The organism is Pseudomonas sp. (assembly GCF_036404235.1).
Lineage (GTDB): Bacteria > Pseudomonadota > Gammaproteobacteria > Pseudomonadales > Pseudomonadaceae > Aquipseudomonas.
Window position 1 is genome coordinate 14369 of sequence record NZ_DASWOT010000109.1, and the last position, 17876, is coordinate 32244.

14 protein-coding genes are annotated in these 17876 nt (G+C 58.2%); 6 read left to right on the forward strand and 8 right to left on the reverse strand.

The window, feature by feature from the left end; genetic code table 11:
* Window positions 1-145: 145 nt before the first annotated feature.
* The 6 genes from VGC62_RS13480 (at window position 146) to VGC62_RS13505 (ending at window position 7354) form a co-directional block, all read left to right on the forward strand.
* The gene (locus VGC62_RS13480) at window positions 146-751 is read left to right on the forward strand and encodes a hypothetical protein (RefSeq protein ID WP_414705798.1); all 606 of its coding nucleotides are present in this window, start codon (window positions 146-148) and stop codon (window positions 749-751) included.
* Window positions 752-966: 215 nt separating this feature from the next.
* Window positions 967-1506, forward strand: a complete 540-nt coding sequence (locus tag VGC62_RS13485; protein ID WP_331187585.1) for a methylated-DNA--[protein]-cysteine S-methyltransferase — start codon at window positions 967-969, stop codon at window positions 1504-1506.
* An 80-nt stretch (window positions 1507-1586) separates the two neighbouring features.
* Window positions 1587-2204, forward strand: a complete 618-nt coding sequence (lexA, locus tag VGC62_RS13490; protein ID WP_331187586.1) for a transcriptional repressor LexA — start codon at window positions 1587-1589, stop codon at window positions 2202-2204.
* Window positions 2204-2821, forward strand: a complete 618-nt coding sequence (gene imuA / locus VGC62_RS13495; RefSeq protein WP_331187610.1) for a translesion DNA synthesis-associated protein ImuA — start codon at window positions 2204-2206, stop codon at window positions 2819-2821. Before lexA ends, imuA begins: the two co-directional genes overlap by 1 nt.
* 7 nt (window positions 2822-2828) lie before the next feature.
* A complete protein-coding gene (locus VGC62_RS13500; protein WP_331187587.1) occupies window positions 2829-4259 on the forward strand; it encodes a DNA polymerase Y family protein in 1431 nt (476 codons plus the stop codon).
* Window positions 4256-7354, forward strand: coding sequence for an error-prone DNA polymerase (locus VGC62_RS13505; protein ID WP_331187588.1), 3099 nt, complete (start codon window positions 4256-4258; stop codon window positions 7352-7354). The genes VGC62_RS13500 and VGC62_RS13505 overlap by 4 nt, the downstream gene beginning before the upstream one ends.
* Before the next feature lie 236 nt (window positions 7355-7590).
* Here the strand turns inward: VGC62_RS13505 and VGC62_RS13510 are convergent, their stop codons facing one another.
* From VGC62_RS13510 to VGC62_RS13545, 8 genes are all read right to left on the reverse strand, one after another.
* Window positions 7591-9006 carry a sigma-54 interaction domain-containing protein gene (locus tag VGC62_RS13510; protein WP_331187589.1) on the reverse strand — a complete coding sequence of 472 codons (1416 nt, stop codon included), beginning with the start codon at window positions 9004-9006 and terminating at the stop codon, window positions 7591-7593.
* Window positions 9007-9064: 58 nt separating this feature from the next.
* Window positions 9065-10648: an ABC transporter ATP-binding protein gene (locus tag VGC62_RS13515; protein WP_331187590.1), complete on the reverse strand. Its 1584-nt coding sequence runs from the start codon at window positions 10646-10648 to the stop codon at window positions 9065-9067.
* A gap of 1 nt (window position 10649) precedes the next feature.
* Window positions 10650-11672 carry an ABC transporter permease gene (locus tag VGC62_RS13520; protein WP_331187591.1) on the reverse strand — a complete coding sequence of 341 codons (1023 nt, stop codon included), beginning with the start codon at window positions 11670-11672 and terminating at the stop codon, window positions 10650-10652.
* Window positions 11672-12736 (reverse strand): microcin C ABC transporter permease YejB, encoded by a 1065-nt coding sequence (locus VGC62_RS13525; RefSeq protein ID WP_331187592.1) that lies wholly within the window; start codon window positions 12734-12736, stop codon window positions 11672-11674. Before VGC62_RS13525 ends, VGC62_RS13520 begins: the two co-directional genes overlap by 1 nt.
* A complete protein-coding gene (locus VGC62_RS13530; protein ID WP_331187593.1) occupies window positions 12736-14604 on the reverse strand; it encodes an extracellular solute-binding protein in 1869 nt (622 codons plus the stop codon). Before VGC62_RS13530 ends, VGC62_RS13525 begins: the two co-directional genes overlap by 1 nt.
* Window positions 14605-14948: 344 nt before the next feature.
* Complete coding sequence (locus VGC62_RS13535; RefSeq protein ID WP_027898593.1) at window positions 14949-15230, reverse strand: peptidylprolyl isomerase; 282 nt, start codon at window positions 15228-15230, stop codon at window positions 14949-14951.
* A 103-nt stretch (window positions 15231-15333) separates the two neighbouring features.
* Window positions 15334-16215 carry a triacylglycerol lipase gene (locus tag VGC62_RS13540; RefSeq protein WP_331187594.1) on the reverse strand — a complete coding sequence of 294 codons (882 nt, stop codon included), beginning with the start codon at window positions 16213-16215 and terminating at the stop codon, window positions 15334-15336.
* 300 nt (window positions 16216-16515) lie between these two features.
* Window positions 16516-17601 (reverse strand): 3-deoxy-7-phosphoheptulonate synthase, encoded by a 1086-nt coding sequence (locus VGC62_RS13545; protein ID WP_331187595.1) that lies wholly within the window; start codon window positions 17599-17601, stop codon window positions 16516-16518.
* Between the last annotated feature and the right edge of the window lie 275 nt (window positions 17602-17876).

Genomic DNA, 17876 nt, shown 5'->3' on the forward strand with positions numbered 1-17876 from the left:
ATCAGATAGCCAGCTCACAAGGATGTCGCACGTGGTGGCAGCCCATCACACATTCAGAACCCAGACCGCCATGACCTTCTTCAAGCCATCCGCTTCATCCCGCCCGCTGCGGCGTTTCGCTTATTTGCTGTTGCCGATTGTGCTTATGTGTTCAGCCGTCCTGCTTTTCTCCGTTGGCAGAGGTGTAAACGCTGAGCCGAAGAACGGCATCCAGACCTTGGTTTTCCTGCGTCATGCGGAAAAACCCGACATGGGGCTCGGGCAATTGAACTGCCAGGGTTTGAATCGTGCCATCGACCTGTCGACCTTGTTACCCAAAGAGTTCGGCAATGCCAATTTCATCTTTGCTGCCAACCCGAGTCGGCATGTGGAAGAGGGCGAGGGCGATCATTCCTACAGCTACCTGCGCCCATTGATGACCGTCGGCCCCAGTGCGATCAAATTGGGTCTGCCGGTGAACATCGACTTTGCCGCCAACGACACCAGCGACCTGGCTGACGAGTTGATGCGCGACAAATACCACGACGCCACCATTTACACGGCCTGGTCTCATGGCTATCTGCCTGAACTGATCAACAAGGTCGCCGAAGAAGCCTCAGGAAAGAAAGTCAGACTGTTGGACGACTGGGTGGGCGATGATTTTGATTCGGTGTCAGTGCTGACCTTAAAGTGGGTCAACGGCAAGGCTTCGCTGGAGTATGAGAACTACAAGCAGAACCTCAATGATGGGGCGGTGGGTTGTCCGACGTGAGTAGGCTCAGAGTTCGGGCCCTGTTTTAACGCCGCCCGGCCTCGCGCAAGCACGGGGCTGCCAGGGTGCCATTGTGATCAAGGTCGCTTTCAGCCCCCCTCCTGTTTGGGTCTTGCTCGTATGGCAGCTGACGGAAACGGCAGTGGGGCGTAATCTCACTGTTTTCCATGGCGAACGCCCCTGCGGTGTTCGTTGAAACTGATCAGGATGACACCATGACCTTCACCTACCGCTTTATGGACTCCCCGGTGGGCCAACTGAAACTGGTAGCCAAGGGCAGCAGATTGGCGGCTGTTCTCTGGGAAAACGATCGTCCAGACCGCGTGCGACTGGGCATCATGACCCAGAGCCTGGACAGCGAAATCCTCAGCCAGACTGAACAGCAATTGAACGAATACTTTGCGGGTACGCGCAAGAGCTTCGAACTGGAACTGGACTTTGCCGGGACTGACTTTCAGAAAAAGGTCTGGCAAGCGCTATTGACCATACCCTTTGGCCAAACCCGAACGTACAGCCAGATCGCCCATCAGGTGGGTAGCCCGGCGGCGGTCAGGGCGGTGGGCGCGGCCAATGGCAAAAATCCGATTTCCATCGTTGCGCCATGCCACCGTGTAATAGGCATGTCGGGCGAGCTCACGGGGTTTGCGGGTGGGCTCGCGGCCAAGGAGCTGCTGTTGAGGCTGGAAGGGTGTGATGTGTTTCGATTGAAGAAACGAACAAACGTTGAAGAATCAGTGCAGGCGTCATTGTTTTAAACAGCGCTGCCTGTGCGACGTTAGAAATTGCACCCTCCCTGACCAAAGGTTCTAGTCAGAAAATCCTCCATGGAGTACAAATGTACCCCATGACGACCTTATCTCCCCGCCGTACCCAAATCCTGGCCTTTATTCGCGAACGCATTGCGCAGAATGGGCAACCGCCGAGCCTGGCAGAAATCTCTGAAGCCTTCGGCTTTGCTTCGCGCAGTGTAGCGCGCAAGCATATCGTGGCTTTGACCGAAGCCGGCCTGATCGAAGTCACCGCTCATCAGGCGCGTGGTATCCGGCTGGTGGAAACCCGCCCCAAACCTGAGTTACTCGAACTGCCGGTGCTCGGTCGCGTGGCGGCGGGTTTGCCCATCGGCCCTGATATAGACACCCATGACACATTGCTGCTGGATCGCGGGACCTTTTCGCGCGTTCCTGATTACCTGCTTCGGGTCAAAGGCGACTCGATGATCGAGGACGGTATTCTCGATGGCGATCTGGTGGGCGTGCAGCACAGTATCGAAGCCCATGATGGGCAGATCGTGGTTGCGCGTCTTGATGGCGAAGTCACGATCAAGCGCCTGGAAAGAGGCGAGAACCAGTTCCGCCTGTTGCCACGCAACCCGGCTTACCAGCCGATCATCGTCCACCCCGATCAAGACTTTGCCATTGAAGGCGTGTTCTGTGGCCTGGTGCGACGCGAATGATGGGGGCAGTGGTCAGCCTTGACGCGCTGCTGGATGAGCGTCGGGTCTGGAAAGGCCGACCTGCGGTCCAGCCCGTCGCCGCACAACCCACCGGGCATGCATTGCTGGATGCCGCTTTGCCCATGGGCGGCTGGCCACCCTCAGCCCTGAGCGAGATTCTGATTCCGGCCAATGGCAGTGGTGAGTTGCGCTTGCTGTGGCCGACCCTTGCGCGATTGGCAGACAGCGGTGAGCGCATCGTGCTGGTGGCGCCACCCTATGTGCCTTATCCGCAAGCCTGGCAGGCTGCGGGGATTGATTTGCGACAATTGTCGGTGATCGACGCCAATGAGCGCGACGCTTTGTGGGCCGTTGAGCAATGCCTGCGGTCGGGCAGTTGCGGGGCGGTGTTGTGCTGGCCGAAAACAGTCGATGACCGCGCTCTGCGCCGCTTGCAAGTGGCCGCTGAAACCGGGGAGACCCTGGCTTTTGCCTGTCGTCCTCATTTGGCTGCCGGCAACCCTTCGCCTGCCGCCTTGCGCATCGCCATCGATTTACGCCCCACCCAGTTGCGGGTGCTCAAATGCCGAGGCGGGTTGACGCCGCCAAGGCCCATTCCTTTTTCGACTGACGCGTGAGGTCGCCATGCTCTGGGCCTGTGTCCTGCTGCCGCAACTGGCGCTGGACGGCGTTATGCGTCGTCGCGTCGATCCGCAACAACCGCTGGCGTTGATCAGCGGCACAGCCCAGCGCCGGGTACTGCAAACCGTCAATGCCGCCGCTCGCGAGCTGGGCCTGCGCCCCGGTCAATCGTTGACCGCCGCGCAGGCGATGTCGCGTGCGTTCGACACCGTTGAATACGACCCCGCCGACACCGAGCGTTGGCATCGTTTGCTGGCCGCTTGGGCCTATCGCTTCAGTTCCCAGGTCAGTTTGAAATACCCGCGCGTGCTGTTGCTGGAGATTGAGTCCAGCCTGGGGTTGTTCGGGCCGTGGCCGCAGTTTGAAGCGCGCTTGCGCCAAGAGTTGACGGCGCTGGGTTTTAGTCATCGTATTGTCGTGGCGCCCAATCCGGTGGCGGCCCGCATGCTTGCCAACGGCCATGACGGGCTGTCGGTGACCTGCAATGACAGCCTGTTGCAGATCATCGAGCGGATGCCGGTCAACCGTATTGGCCTGAGCCATGAAGCCTCGACGGCTTTCGCAAGGATGGGGCTGCACACTCTGCGGCACGTGCTGGCATTGCCGCGTGATACCTTGGCGCGGCGCTTCCCCCCACAGGTTTTGCAGCACCTGGATACCCTGGTTGGACGCAGGCCCGTGGCGCTGGAGTGCTATATCCCGCCGAACTTTTTCGACATCCGCATCGAGTTGAATTTCGACGTCGAATCCCATCAGGCACTGCTGTTTCCGCTCAAGCGCTTGATCTCTGACCTGGCGGCTTTCCTCGCCGGACGCGACAGTGGCGTTCAGCGTTTCGTCATTCATCTGGAGCATGTGTCGAGCCTTGGTAACGCGGTGCCCGATACCTTGGTGCCGGTGGGACTGCTCAGCGCCGAGCGGGAAGCGAACATGCTATTCGAGCTGGCGCGAGGTCGGCTGGAGCAGATTCAGGTGCCGTCGCCGGTCCGCGCGGTGCGTTTGCAGGCCCGTGATTTGCCGGCGTTCGTGCCCTCGCACCGCGAGCTGTTCGATGACCGTCCACAGCAGTCCTTGCCGTGGGAGCAACTGCGCGAACGTCTGCGCGCGCGATTGGGGGACTCCGCAGTCAATGGTCTGTGCGCTCATGCCGACCATCGTCCTGAATGTGCCTGGCAGTCGGGTTTGATCAACAAAACCGCTGTGCCCCCACCTTACGCTCCGCGCCCCGGCTGGTTATTACGCGAGCCGGAACCGCTGCGCGAGTCCACGGTGCGGGTGTTGGCCGGGCCTGAGCGTATTGAGTCCGGATGGTGGGATGGTGGCGATATGCGACGCGACTATTTCCTCATCGAAACCCGGTCCGGCCAGCGCGCCTGGGCCTATCGAGCGGTGGGCGACGACAGCGGCCTGTTGCTGCATGGCTGGTTCGCATGAGCTGTGACTACGCCGAATTGCACTGCCTGTCCAACTTCAGCTTCCAGCGCGGGGCCTCCAGTGCCAAGGAGTTGTTCGAGCGGGCAAAGCTGCATGGGTACCGGGCGTTGGCAATCACCGACGAATGCACGCTGGCGGGCATCGTTCGCGCCTGGCAGGCGTCCAAGGACAGCGAGCTGCCGTTGATCATCGGCAGTGAAATGAACATCGACCAAGGGCCAAAAATCGTCCTGCTGGTCGAAAACCTCACGGGTTATCAAGCCCTGTGCGGGTTGATTACCCAAGCCCGACGTCGGGTAAAAAAGGGCGAATATCGGCTGTTGCGCGAGGATTTCACTCCGTCCATAAGCGGCCTGTTGGCTTTATGGATGCCGGACCTGAACGAACCAGCTAGCCGCTTGCAGGAGCAAGGGCAATGGCTGCGTGGGATATTTCCCGATCACTTATGGCTGGGTGTCGAGTTGCATCGCGGGCCCGATGACGAAAAACGCCTTGCGCAATTGTTGGCTCTAGGGCGTGAGGCTGGCATTCCTGCCGTGGCCAGTGGCGATGTACACATGCATGCTCGTGGTCGCCGTGCGTTGCAGGACACCATGACTGCTATTGCCCACCACACCACGGTGGCCGACGCCGGGTATCGATTGTTTAGCAATGGCGAGCGGCATCTGCGCCCAAAACCGCTGCTGGCAGACCTCTATCCTGCGCAGTTGCTGGCTGAATCCCTACGGATCGCCGAGCGTTGTACCTTTGACCTCGGCCAGTTGCGTTACGAATATCCGCATGAACTGGTGCCCAAGGGAGAGACTGCCAGCTCATGGCTGCGCACCTTGACCGAAGACGGCGCTCGCAAACGCTGGCCCGACGGGGTGCCCGTCAAGGCTCGGGCGAACATTGAAAAGGAACTCAAAACCATCGCCCAGATGAAGTACGAAAGTTACTTCCTCACGGTGCAGGACATTGTCGACTTCGCCCGTAAACGTAGCATTCTGTGCCAGGGGCGGGGCTCGGCAGCCAACTCGACAGTGTGTTTCGCGCTGGGCATTACCGAGCTGAATCCTGAGAAGACCGATCTGCTGTTCGAACGCTTCATCTCCACCGAGCGCAATGAGCCGCCGGATATCGACGTGGATTTTGAGCACGAGCGCCGGGAAGAAGTCTTGCAGTACGTGTTTCGCCGTTATGGCCGGGGCAGGGCGGCGCTGACTGCCGTCGCCAGCACCTACCACGGAGCAGGCGCGGTCAGGGACGTCGCCAAAGCGCTGGGGTTGCCACCTGACCAGATCAATGCACTGGCCGATTGTTTCAGTCGCTGGAGCGATTCCACGCCGCCCGCCGAACGCCTACGCGAATGCGGATTCGACCCGGACAGCCCCATTCTGCGCCGGGTCATGGCGCTGACGGGCGAGTTGATCGGCTTCCCTCGGCATCTGTCACAACACCCCGGTGGCTTCGTGATTTCCGAGCATCCCCTGCAAACTCTGGTGCCAGTGGAAAACGCGGCGATGGCCGATCGCACGATCATTCAGTGGGACAAGGACGATCTGGACCTGGTGGGGCTGCTCAAAGTCGACATTTTGGCTCTGGGCATGCTCAGTGCGTTGCGCCGCACTTTCGATCTGGTCGAACTCCATCGGCATAAAAGATGGACACTGGCGAGCATTCCCCAGGACGATAAACCCACCTACGAGATGATCAGCCGCGCCGACACCATTGGTGTGTTTCAGATCGAATCGCGTGCGCAGATGTCAATGTTGCCGCGTTTGAAACCCGAAAAGTTTTATGACCTTGTGATCGAAGTCGCCATTGTCCGGCCGGGGCCGATTCAGGGGGATATGGTGCATCCGTTCCTGCGTCGGCGTAACGACGAAGAACCGATTACCTATCCGCCTCGTTTGAAAGAGGTTTTCGAGCGAACCCTGGGCGTTCCGCTGTTTCAGGAGCAAGTCATGCAAGTCGCCATGATTGCCGCTGATTACACCCCCGGCGAAGCGGACCAGTTGCGCCGTTCCATGGCGGCCTGGAAGCGTCATGGTGGCCTGGAGCCGCATCGTCAGCGCCTGGCCGAACGCATGCAAGCCAATGGCTACGAGGAGGCATTCATCACCCGGATCTTCGAGCAGATAAAAGGCTTCGGCAGCTACGGCTTCCCGGAATCACACGCCGCCAGCTTTGCACTGCTGACCTACGCCAGTTGTTGGCTCAAATGCCATGAGCCAGCGGCGTTCACCTGTGCCTTGATCAACAGCTGGCCTATGGGTTTCTACAGCCCCGATCAATTGCTTCAGGACGCTCGCCGTCATCACATCGAAATCCGGCCGGTGGACGTGCGTTACAGCACTTGGGATTGCTCGCTGGAGCCAGTCGAAAACCGCGAGCATACCCAGAACCTGGCGATCAGGATGGGCATGCGCATGATTCGCGGTTTTCGCGAAGAAGACGCCAAACGCATCGAAACCGCTCGTGCAGACAAGGCGTTCAGCGATGCGACCGATCTGTGCGTGCGCGCGGGGCTGGACAATCGAGCTCGTGAATCACTGGCCGATTCCGGCGCGCTACGTGGCCTGATTGGCCACCGTCATCGAGCACGCTGGGAGATCGCAGGCGTCGAGGCTCAGCGTCCGCTGTTCACCGATCAAGGCACTGTTGACGAGCCGCAAGTGGCGCTGCCTATACCGAACGTGGCGCAGGATTTGATGGCGGATTACCAGACCCTCGGTACCACGCTGGGCCCGCATCCGCTGGCGCTGCTGCGCAGAAAATTGGTGGCCAAACGCTTTCGCAGCTCCAGGGATCTGTTGGCGTTGGAGGATGGTTGCAGCCTCAGCGTGGCCGGGCTGGTGGTCGGCCGGCAGCGGCCCGGCACTGCCAGTGGCGTGACCTTTGTGACCCTGGAAGACGAGCACGGCATGATCAACGTGGTGGTCTGGCTGGATCTGGCCGAGCGTCAGCGCAAAGTACTGGTAGGGTCGCACCTGATGCAGGTCTTCGGTCGCTTCGAATACCAGAAAGGCGTGCGTCATGTGATCGCACAACGGCTGTTTGACCTTACGCCGTTGCTGACTGGGCTGGACGTGCGCAGTCGCGATTTCAAGTGATCGAGCGCTCAATGCACAACGATCAATGCTTGTAAGGGATCGCCCGTGGCCCAGACGCCGCGCTGTCGCGCTGCAAACAAGGGATATGAGCTGCCAAAGGCTTCGATGGTGTGCGCAGCGCGCCCCGTGTTGCAGATGGCCCCTAAAGGTCGTTTGGACCTTATCGCAGCCTTCGGTAGCGGCTACAGAAAATTTCTTTTATTCAGATCGTTACAGTGTGTTTGAGGAGAGTCTCCTTATTGAGACTCGGCGATACCCAACGCCGCCATCTTCTTGTACAGCGTGGAACGCCCCAACCCCAATTGCTGAGCGGCGAGGATGACGTTGCCGTCGCATTGGACCAATTTCGCTTGAATAAGCTGTCGGTCAAAACGTTGTCGGGCCTGGCTGTAGGTTTCCAGACAGTCGCGTTGTGAAGTGTCTGGCACCTTTGCATCAACAGGCATCAGCGTGCCGATGGCCACGCGGATTTCATGGGCATCCAGCAACAAGTCGTCACTGAGCAACGCCGCACGTTCGAGCACATTGCGCAGTTCGCGAATATTGCCCGGCCAGGCGTGCTGCGCGAGTACGTTCATGGCATTGGGCTGGAGCTCATGCTGACTGCGCAGCTCTTCAAGAATCGCTTCGCTGAGGGCGGGCAGATCGTCCAGGCGCTCACGCAGAGGTGGGACCTGAATCGGCAATACGCTGAGGCGGTAAAACAGATCAGCACGAAACTCGCCGCGTTTGATCGCCGCTTTAAGGTCGGCAGAGGTCGTGGCAATCAAGCGTACGTCGCTCTTGATCATCTGGTTGGAGCCGATCGGTTCGTACTCCTTTTCCTGCAACACCCGCAGCAATTTGCTTTGCAAGGGCAGGGGCATGTCGCCGATCTCATCGAGAAACAGCGTGCCACCTTGTGCCAGCTGCAACTTTCCAGCGCGCCCTTTGCGATCCGTACCCGTAAAGGTGCCGGGGGCTGTACCAAAAAACTCGGCTTCTAGCAGCGTCTCCGGGATCGCCGCACTGTTGATGCTGACGAAGGGTTTGCTGGCGCGTGGCGAGGCGTTGTGAATGGCGTGCGCGAGCAGTTCCTTGCCGGTGCCGGTTTCACCCTGCAGCAGCACGGGCGAGTCTGCGCTGGCACTGCGGCGCGCCCGGCGCTTGACCTCAAGGGTCGGTGCGCTGGTGCCAATGAAGTGCGCAAAGCTGTATCTCGCCTGCCGCGCACTGAGCAATGAACGGGTCGATGCCAGTTCCTGCTGCATGCTCAGATAGCGCTTGAGCAACGGGCACAAGGCATGCAGCTCATCGAGCAGGGTAAAGCCAATGGCTCCAATCACCTCGCCGAGATCGTCATGAATCGGCAGGCGCATGACCACCAACGGGTCTTTTGCCGTGTCCATTATGTCGAGCAAGATCGGCTGACCCTTGCTCGCGACCTGGCGTAACAAACTGCCGGGGATCACCTGTTCACAGGGTTGGCCCACAGCCTGGCCGGCGTCTTGCAGGCCGAAGCGCTTTGCATAGCGCTCATTGATCCAGACGATCCGGGCTTGCTTGTCGACGATGACAGTACCTTCACTGGACTGCTCGATGATTTCGAACAACGAACGGATCGCAAGTCGCCGTACGCGTCGGTAATCCTTGAGGCTGTCGCTGTCTTTCATGCACTGTTCCGTCGTTACTCTCTTCGGCACCTGGCCGCGCAGACTGCTGTGGGTGTTTTCAGTTGAACCCCGGATGTGCCGCTGCCAATAACTCTTTGGTGTAGGGATGCTGAGGGGCATCGAATACATCATGGCTGGCGCCGCGTTCGACCACCTTGCCGTCCTGGACCACGATCAAGTCATGGGCCAGCGCCCTGACCACCGCCAGATCATGGCTGATGAACAGGTACGTCAGGCCGTGTTTCTCCTGCAATTGGCGCAACAAGGCAACCACCTGTTTCTGCACAGTACGATCCAGTGCAGACGTCGGCTCATCCAGCAGTATCAGGGCAGGTTTAAGGACCAGCGCACGGGCGATTGCGATACGTTGCCGCTGCCCGCCGGAAAACTCATGGGGATAACGATGTCGGCTCAACGGGTCGATGCCGACTTCTTCCAGCACCCGAATGACTTCGCTCTCACAGCTGATCTTGTCCAGTTGGCTGTGTACTTCCAGCCCTTCACTGATGATCTGCGCCACCGACATACGCGGGCTGAGGCTGCCATAGGGGTCCTGAAACACCACTTGCATCTGCTTGCGCCAAGGGCGCATTTGTTTCTGATTGAGGGTGTCCAGCGACTGGCCCCTGAAACGGATACTGCCACGTGATTCCAGCAAGCGCAGGATTGCCTGACCAAGTGTCGATTTTCCTGAGCCCGATTCACCGACAATGCCGAGGGTTTTACCGCGTTCGATGCTCAGACTGATGTCATCCACCGCTTTGAGGTATTCCTTATGACGGCGAAAGATCCCGCCGCCCAACGAGAACCAGACCCGCAGGTTGTCGACTTCCAACACCTTCTCGCGCGTATCCCGGGGCAGCGGCTCGCCCGCAGGTTCTGCGTCGAGCAGCAGTTGGCTGTAGGGGTGCTGGGGGTGTTGGAACAACGAATGGCAGTTGGACTGCTCGACGATCTCGCCTGCGCGCATCACGCAGACCCGCTGAGCGATGCTGTGTACCAGATTCAAGTCATGGCTGATCAACAATAACGACATGTTCAAGCGTTGTTGCAGCTCTTTGAGCAGCAGCAGTATCTTGCGCTGTACCGTGACGTCGAGCGCCGTGGTGGGCTCGTCGGCGATTAGCAATTCTGGCTCGCAGGCCAGCGCCATGGCGATCATTACCCGTTGCCGCTGCCCGCCAGACAGTTCATGCGGATAGGCTTTGAGGCGCTTCTTGGCGTTCTGGATGCCGACCAGTTCGAGTAATTCAAGGATGCGTTTTTGTGCTGCTCGACCGGTCATGCCTTTATGCAGTAGCAGGGTTTCGCCGATCTGCTTGGACACCGTGTGCAGCGGGTTGAGCGAGGTCATTGGCTCCTGGAAGATCATGGCGATCTGGTTGCCGCGAATCTCGCGCAACAGTTTGCCGTCGGCGCCCAGCAGCTCTTGCCCTCGATAGCGGATGCTGCCGGTGCTGACAGTGCCCGCCTGGGGCAGTAGTTGCAGGATCGAGTGCGCTGTCACCGATTTTCCGGAGCCCGATTCTCCCACCAAGGCCAGGCATTCGCCGGCCGGGATGTCCAGGCTCAGGTTTTTGACCACTGTATTGCCGCTGAAGGACACCGACAGGTCACGTATTTGGATCAGGCTCTCAGACATGTCAGGACCTCGGGTCAAAGGCGTCACGCAGCGCCTCGCCTATGAAAACCAGCAGCGACAGTATCAGCGCCAAGGTGAAAAATGCGGTAAGGCCCAGCCAGGGCGCTTGCAGATTCTGCTTGCCCTGGCCGATCAGCTCGCCCAGTGACGCGCTGCCCGCTGGCATGCCGAAGCCAAGGAAATCCAGGGCGGTCAAGGTCGAGATTGCGCCGGTCAGAATAAAGGGCAGGTAACTCAAGGTTGCGTTCATCGCATTGGGCAGGATGTGCCGCATGATCACTTTGCTGTCGTCCAGGCCCAGCGCGCGGGCGGCTTTGACGTATTCCAGGTTGCGTCCACGCAAAAACTCGGCACGCACCACATCGACCAGCGCCAGCCATGAAAACAGCGCCATGATCCCCAGCAGCCACCAGAAGTTGGGTTCGACGAAGCCCGACAGGATGATCAACAGGTACAGCACCGGCAGCCCGGACCAAACCTCCAGCAGTCGCTGGCCGATCAAGTCCACCCAGCCACCGTAATAGCCTTGCAGCGCGCCAGCGGCAATGCCAATCAGCGCACTGATGACGGTCAACGCCAACGCAAACAAAATCGACACTCGCGAGCCAAAAATCACCCGCGCCAAGACGTCTCGGGCCTGGTCATCGGTGCCCAGCCAATTGACTGAGGAGGGCGGGCTCGGCGCCGGTTTGTTCAGGTCGTAATTGGGCGTGTCATCACTGAAGGGGATCGGTGGAAACATCATCCAGCCGTCGCCTTTTTTGATCAGTTGTTGGACGTATTCGCTGCGGTAGTCTGGCTGGAATGGCAGTTGACCACCGAACTCTTGCTCGGTGTAGCGTTTGAAGGCAGGAAAGTACAACGAGTGTTGATAACTGAGCACCAGGGGTTTGTCGTTGGCGATCAATTCGCCACCCAGACTGAGCAGAAACAGGCCGCAAAACAGCCACAGAGACCACCAGCCACGACGATTGTTACGGAAACGCTCGAAACGACGGCGAGCCACCGGAGACAATCTGCGCATCAGGCATTCCTCGCGCTGAAGTCAATTCGGGGGTCGACCAGGGTGTAGCAAATGTCGCCCACCAGTTTTATCAGTAGCCCGAACAAGGTGAAGATGAACAACGAGCCGAACACCACCGGATAGTCTCGTGAGACTGCGGCTTCATAACTCATGCGGCCCAGGCCATCGAGCGAAAAAATCACCTCGATCAGCAAGGAACCTGCGAAGAACACGCCAATGAATGCCTGCGGGATGCCCGCGACTACCAGCAGCATGGCATTGCGGAATACATGCCCGTACAGCACACGGCGTTCGCTCAGGCCCTTGGCGCGTGCGGTCACGACATATTGGCGAGTGACTTCATTCAGGAAGGAGTTCTTGGTGAGAATGGTCAGTGTCGCGAAACCACCGATCACCAGCGACGTCACCGGCAACACCAGGTGCCAGAAGTAGTCGGCGATCTTGCCGACCGTGGTCATTTGATCGAAGTTCTCCGAGACCAGCCCGCGCACCGGGAACCAGTTCAAGGAGGTGCCACCGGCAAACACCATCACCAGCAACATCGCAAACAGGAACGCTGGCATGGCATAACCGATGATGATTGCCGTGCTGCTCCAGATGTCGAAATGGCTACCGTGCTTGACTGCCTTGCGAATGCCAAGCGGAATGGACACCAGATAGGTAATCAGGGTCGCCCATAACCCCAGCGAGATAGACACCGGCATTTTTTGCAGGATCAGGTCTGTGACCTTGGCTCCGCGGAAAAAACTGTTGCCAAAATCAAGGCGCGCGTAACTCTTGAGCATCAGCCACAGACGTTCGTGCAAGGGTTTATCAAAGCCATACTGGTGCTTGATGTCCTCGATGAGCTTAGGGTCCAAGCCACGGCTGGCGCGGGACTGCCCGGCATTCATGGTTTCGGTGTGGCCGGTGCCAATAGAACCTCCGGCGACTCCTTGCAGCTTGGCAATGGCTTGTTCCACCGGACCGCCCGGCGCTGCCTGCACGATAAAGAAGTTGACCAGCAAAATGGCAAACAGGGTCGGAATGATCAGCAACAGACGCCGCAACAGATAACCGAGCATTACTTCACCTCCGAGGGGCTGGCCGAAGCGCCACGCTGTTTGGCGAACTGCTCATTGGTCAGGGCTTGAGGGCTGATTTCCCACCAGGTGTCGATGGCTTCACTGTTGCGCGCTTGCACTTTCGGGATGCCGAAGCGGTTCCACCATACGGTCGAAGAGCCCGGCGGGTAATAGTTGGGAATCCAGTAGTAGCCCCACTGCATGACTCGATCCAGCGCGTGGGCGTAGTCAATCATGGTCGGTTTGTTGTCAGCCGTAGCCAGTCCATTGATGAGTGTGTCGATGGCCGGGTCCTGCAACACCATGTAATTGCTGGAGCCAGGGTCCTTCGCCACTTTGGAGCCGAAGTTGTTGTACAGCTCCACCCCTGGCGAGGTCGACACACCATAACCGGTGACGATCATGTCGTAATCGCGGGCCATGACCCGGTTCAGGTACTGCGCCGAGTCGATGCGGCGGATTTCGAAGTCGATACCGATCTGCGCCAAATTGCGCTTGTAGGGCAGGAGGATTTTTTCAAAACCGCTCTGGCCGTTAAGAAAGGTGAAGCTCAGCGGCTCGCCGTCGGCATTGACCAGGTGATCGCCCTTGGGCATCCAGCCTGCCTCTTCCAGTAACTGCAGTGCTTGCAGCTGTTTGTCACGGATGAAACCGGTGCCGTCGGTTTTCGGCGTCTGGAATACCGTGGTGAACACTTCCGGCGGGATCTGCCCGCGCAAGGGTTCGAGAATCTTCAGCTCGGATTCTGTGGGTAACTGCGTTGCGGCCAGATCGCTGTTGGAAAAATAACTGCTCTGGCGAATGTAGACGTTGCGCATCATCTGTTTGTTGGTCCACTCAAAATCCCAGAGCATCGCCAATGCCTGACGCACGCGACGGTCCTGGAATTTCGCGCGGTCCAGGTTGAAAACGAAGCCTTGGGAGCTTTGCACCGAGCCCTTGGCCAAATGCGCTCGTTGCAGGCGACCTTCGGTCAAGGCATCGCTGTCGTAGCCGATGGAATAGCCGGTAGCCGAGAACTCTCGGTTGTAGTCGTAGCCGCCGCCGCGCAGCACTTGTCGGGCAACGTCGATGTCGCCGAAGTACTCGACGCTGAAATGATCGAAGTTGTACATGCCTCGGGTGACGGGCAGGTCTTTGGCCCACCAATCGGTATTGCGCTCGAAGGTGATACTGCGTCCGGCATCGACCTTGGCGATGCGGTAAGGGCCGCTACCGAGGGGGATTTCAAAATTGCCAGCGTCGGCGAAGTCGCGGGTTTTCCACCAGTGTTCGGGGAAAACCGGCAGAGAGGCGAGGTCCAGTGGCAGGGTGCGGTTTTGATTGCTTTTGAAGTCAAAACGCACTTGGGTTGGGGATTCGACCTCCACACCTTTGACGTCTTCGAACTCGGTCCTGTAAGACAGGCTGCCTTGAGTCATCAACAGGTTGTAAGTGTAACGAACGTCATCGGCGGTTATCGGAGTGCCATCAGCAAAACGCGCTTTGGGGTTCAAAATGAAACGCAACGACATGCCATCGGCACCGCGCTCCATTTTCTGCGCCACCAAACCATAGACCGTGTAGGGCTCGTCCAGCGAACGCACGGCAAGAGGCGAGTACAGCAAACCGTTGACTTGCGAGACGCCGGTGCCTTTGTCGAGATACGGCATGATGTGGTCAAACTGACCGATTTCCAGCGCCGAGCGGCGCATGCTGCCGCCTTTTGGGGCATCCGCGTTGACGTAATCAAAGTGCTGGAAATTTGCAGGATAGCGGGGCGCCTCTCCGTAGACGGTCAATGCGTGTAGGGGGGCGGCGGACAAGGATTGAAAACCCGAGACTAAGGCCAGTGTGGCAACTATCAGCGATGAAAAAACAAAACGCATTAAACGAATCCTGACTGATGCCCGAAGCAAAGCATCAGGGTTTGAGGGTCACGGGCAAGCAGTGATGGCCTGCCCCGCAGTCGTCCGACTTATTCTTGTTCGTTACCTCTAGTGCCAAGGTAGCGGATTTCCGGTGCTCTTTGTAACCGCATACTACGTGTGGATTATGACGCTGACATAGTGTCGCTGCCGCTTTAAATACCGCAAGGTGTGATCTGCACGATATGCGCATAATCGAAGCAATTTCTTTGCCGGAATCGATAGAGCGCCAGTTTTTACATGATAAAAATGCGAACGGCCCGCTTTATAAGGGCGGGCCATTTGCGATGAGCGGTGCGCCAGGATTAATCCTGACGGCTGGTCACTTCAAGCAGGTGATAACCAAATTGTGTCTTCACCGGCCCTTGGACGACGTTGACAGGTGCGCTGAACACGACAGTATCGAATTCTTTGACCATTTGTCCTGGACCGAACGAACCCAGATCGCCACCTTGACGGCTGGATGGGCAGCTGGAGTTGGATTTTGCAACCTCGGCAAAATCAGCACCGCCTTCGATTTGAGCTTTGAGTTCGTTGCATTTCTCTTCGCTTGAAACGAGGATGTGGCGGGCAGTGGCTTTGGCCATTTGGAGTACTCCTGTGAAAAAAAGGAAGAGCCTACCGGATTAAGGAGGGTTTTTCTCGAGAAAGTTCCTGAGCGTTTCTGCTACGGGGAATCAACCTCCTGTTCTACAAACCTTTGTTACTGAGCCTGACAGCGTGCTCGATATAAAGCTTGATAGGATCAACGTTTTTGCGCACCAGCGACGCGGTTTGGTTGATCGTGTCAACGTGGTCCATTGGGTAGTCAGAGCGAATGACGTTACCCAGGTGTGAGCTGAAACGGCCGACCAGTCCGTCATTGAAGTCCTTTTCTCTATCGAATAATAGAGCGTAGCTGCGACAAGCCAGGTGCAACGGGTCGAGGCCGTTTTTGCCTTCGCCAAGAAGTGTGTCAGTGATGCACCCGCTCCAGGAATAGTAGCCGACGCCGTTGACCCATTCCGGTCCTTCGTCGCCCCAGTTCGGGGGCAGGCCTTGCGGGTACTTGTTGTTGAATTTAGCGACACCTGCGGTGGTGAGTGCATCAAGGGCCTCTATCGGATCTTGTGGCAATGTTGCGTTGCTGCTGATCAGTGCGAGAAATTGCGAGAAACCTTTGGTCAATGCTGCGGCAATTGTCTCGGGCAGGGCACCTGGTTCAAAGGCCAAGCGTAGACGGTCGGCCACTTCCGAGCCGTGGTTGGGGCCGCTGATGGAGGTAACCGACGCAATCAGGTCAGGTCGTTTTGCCGCTGCGTAGCGAGAGGTCAGTGCGCCCTGGCTGTGACCAAACAGGTTGACCCTGGTAAAGCCCGTCCTTTTCAAAAAACGCTCGATTTGCGCCAGCAGTTGTTCGCCACGTGTCTCATTGTTGTGCGCACCTGAGAGCGCGGGGACATATGTTCGACAGCCGGCGTTCTCCAGTGCGTCCTCAATGCCGTAAAACATGTCGAAGTTGCCGATGCGATCAAAGCCAAAGAGGCCATGAACCAGCAGGATGGGGTATTTCGTCGTCACTTCCGTGTGCATGATGAATCGTCTATTGAGTGTGTTGGCCAATGACGATATCGACTGGAAGGATTAAGAGCAGAAAGCTGTTGTCGCCAAGCATCTGCGTGGCTCAATCTGTCGACAAGCTTTGCTCACGCTTGAAGGCCAATCGATTTCAGTACCCAGGTGAGAGACCACCGCACCATGCGCGAAATCCTTGAGGCTGCGGGGTTGTTTCGTACGGATGTGGTCTGAATGAGCACGTGATTGCCCAGTCAGGAACGACATCCGATGGGGAAGCCGGCTACGCGTCATCGGCCAGCTTCCCGTTTCCGTTTGTTACCTGTAACGCAGCTTGCTTACCGCCTGACGCAACAGCTGCTCCGTGGCAGCCCAGCCCAGGCAACCGTCGGTCACCGAAACGCCATAGCTCATCGCCTCGCTCAACGGCTGACAGCCTTCGAACAAATGGCTCTCCAGCATCATGCCGATCAGGCTGTTATCGCCCTTTAAACGCTGGTCGAGAACATCATTGAACACAGCCGGCTGGCGCAATGGGTCTTTGCCGCTGTTGGCGTGACTACAATCGACCATGATCCGCGCCGCTGTGCGGTTCTTCACCAGGCTTGCGTTGACCTGGGCGATGCTTTTTACGTCGTAATTCGGACCGCTGTGCCCCCCGCGTAGCACGATGTGGGTGTCGGGGTTACCCTGCGTTTCGATAATTGCCGGATGGCCCTGGCGATCAATCCCGAAGTGACGATGTGGATGAGCGGCCGAGCGGATGGCGTCACAGGCAATGGTTATGCCTCCATCGGTGCCATTTTTGAACCCTACAGGCATCTCCAGGCCGCTGGCCATTTCGCGATGGATCTGCGATTCGGTGGTGCGCGCACCGATGGCCACCCAGCTCAACAGGTCATCCAGGTAACCAGCAGCCATGGGTTGCAGCAGTTCGGTGGCGACAGGCAAGCCCAGCCGTAGTATTTCGCGCATGAGATGACGAGAGAGCGTCAAACCGCCTGCCATGTCGTCGCTGCCATCAAGGCGCGGGTCGTATGCGAGACCTTTCCAGCCGACTGTGGTCCGCGGCTTTTCAACGTAGGCGCGCATGACCAGTAGCATTTGGTCGCTGACCTCGGTCGACAGTTCAGCCAGGCGTTGGGCGTATTCAAGCGCCGATTGAGGGTCATGGATCGAGCAAGGGCCGACGATCACTAGCAATCGGGAGTCTTCACCATTAAGGATCGCGCGAACTGACTGGCGGTGGGCTGCGACCTGTTGGATCAGTGCGGCGTCGAGCGGCAGTTGGTTCTTAAGCTGCAAAGCGCTGGGCAAGCGTTGTGGGGCAGGGTTGATGTCAATCAGAGTCACAGGGTTGGACTCAAGGTCTGACAAGCTGTTTGTGGCGACGGACGAATTCATGTTCTGGCTTCCTGGCCGGCGGGCATGCTCCCGCGCGGGTCTACTGGGGTGTTCGACAGTGGGTCGGGCTGGCTGTTTGGGTATGGCTGCCACCTATAAATGACCGATCGGAGGCGGCTGGCTGGCCCGAACGGAGGTTGCTAAATCGCCATGCGAAGTGGACGTCGTTGCGGTAGTAGCGGTTGTCGTTCATGTCGTGATCCTCGATTCAATCGTTAAGTTTTCGAAGGCTGAAAAAACAAAACCCCCGGTCGGGTAGCCGACCGGGGGTAGAG

Coding starts and splice junctions, on each gene's coding strand:
- lexA (WP_331187586.1), top strand. CDS start 1,587: ATGTACCCCATGACGACCTTATCTCCCCGCCGTACCCAAATCCTGGCC.
- imuA (WP_331187610.1), top strand. CDS start 2,204: ATGGGGGCAGTGGTCAGCCTTGACGCGCTGCTGGATGAGCGTCGGGTC.
- VGC62_RS13500 (WP_331187587.1), top strand. CDS start 2,829: ATGCTCTGGGCCTGTGTCCTGCTGCCGCAACTGGCGCTGGACGGCGTT.
- VGC62_RS13540 (WP_331187594.1), bottom strand. CDS start 16,215: ATGCACACGGAAGTGACGACGAAATACCCCATCCTGCTGGTTCATGGC.
- VGC62_RS13520 (WP_331187591.1), bottom strand. CDS start 11,672: ATGCGCAGATTGTCTCCGGTGGCTCGCCGTCGTTTCGAGCGTTTCCGT.
- VGC62_RS13545 (WP_331187595.1), bottom strand. CDS start 17,601: ATGAATTCGTCCGTCGCCACAAACAGCTTGTCAGACCTTGAGTCCAAC.
- VGC62_RS13480 (WP_414705798.1), top strand. CDS start 146: ATGTGTTCAGCCGTCCTGCTTTTCTCCGTTGGCAGAGGTGTAAACGCT.
- VGC62_RS13515 (WP_331187590.1), bottom strand. CDS start 10,648: ATGTCTGAGAGCCTGATCCAAATACGTGACCTGTCGGTGTCCTTCAGC.
- VGC62_RS13505 (WP_331187588.1), top strand. CDS start 4,256: ATGAGCTGTGACTACGCCGAATTGCACTGCCTGTCCAACTTCAGCTTC.
- VGC62_RS13525 (WP_331187592.1), bottom strand. CDS start 12,736: ATGCTCGGTTATCTGTTGCGGCGTCTGTTGCTGATCATTCCGACCCTG.
- VGC62_RS13510 (WP_331187589.1), bottom strand. CDS start 9,006: ATGAAAGACAGCGACAGCCTCAAGGATTACCGACGCGTACGGCGACTT.
- VGC62_RS13530 (WP_331187593.1), bottom strand. CDS start 14,604: ATGCGTTTTGTTTTTTCATCGCTGATAGTTGCCACACTGGCCTTAGTC.
- VGC62_RS13485 (WP_331187585.1), top strand. CDS start 967: ATGACCTTCACCTACCGCTTTATGGACTCCCCGGTGGGCCAACTGAAA.
- VGC62_RS13535 (WP_027898593.1), bottom strand. CDS start 15,230: ATGGCCAAAGCCACTGCCCGCCACATCCTCGTTTCAAGCGAAGAGAAA.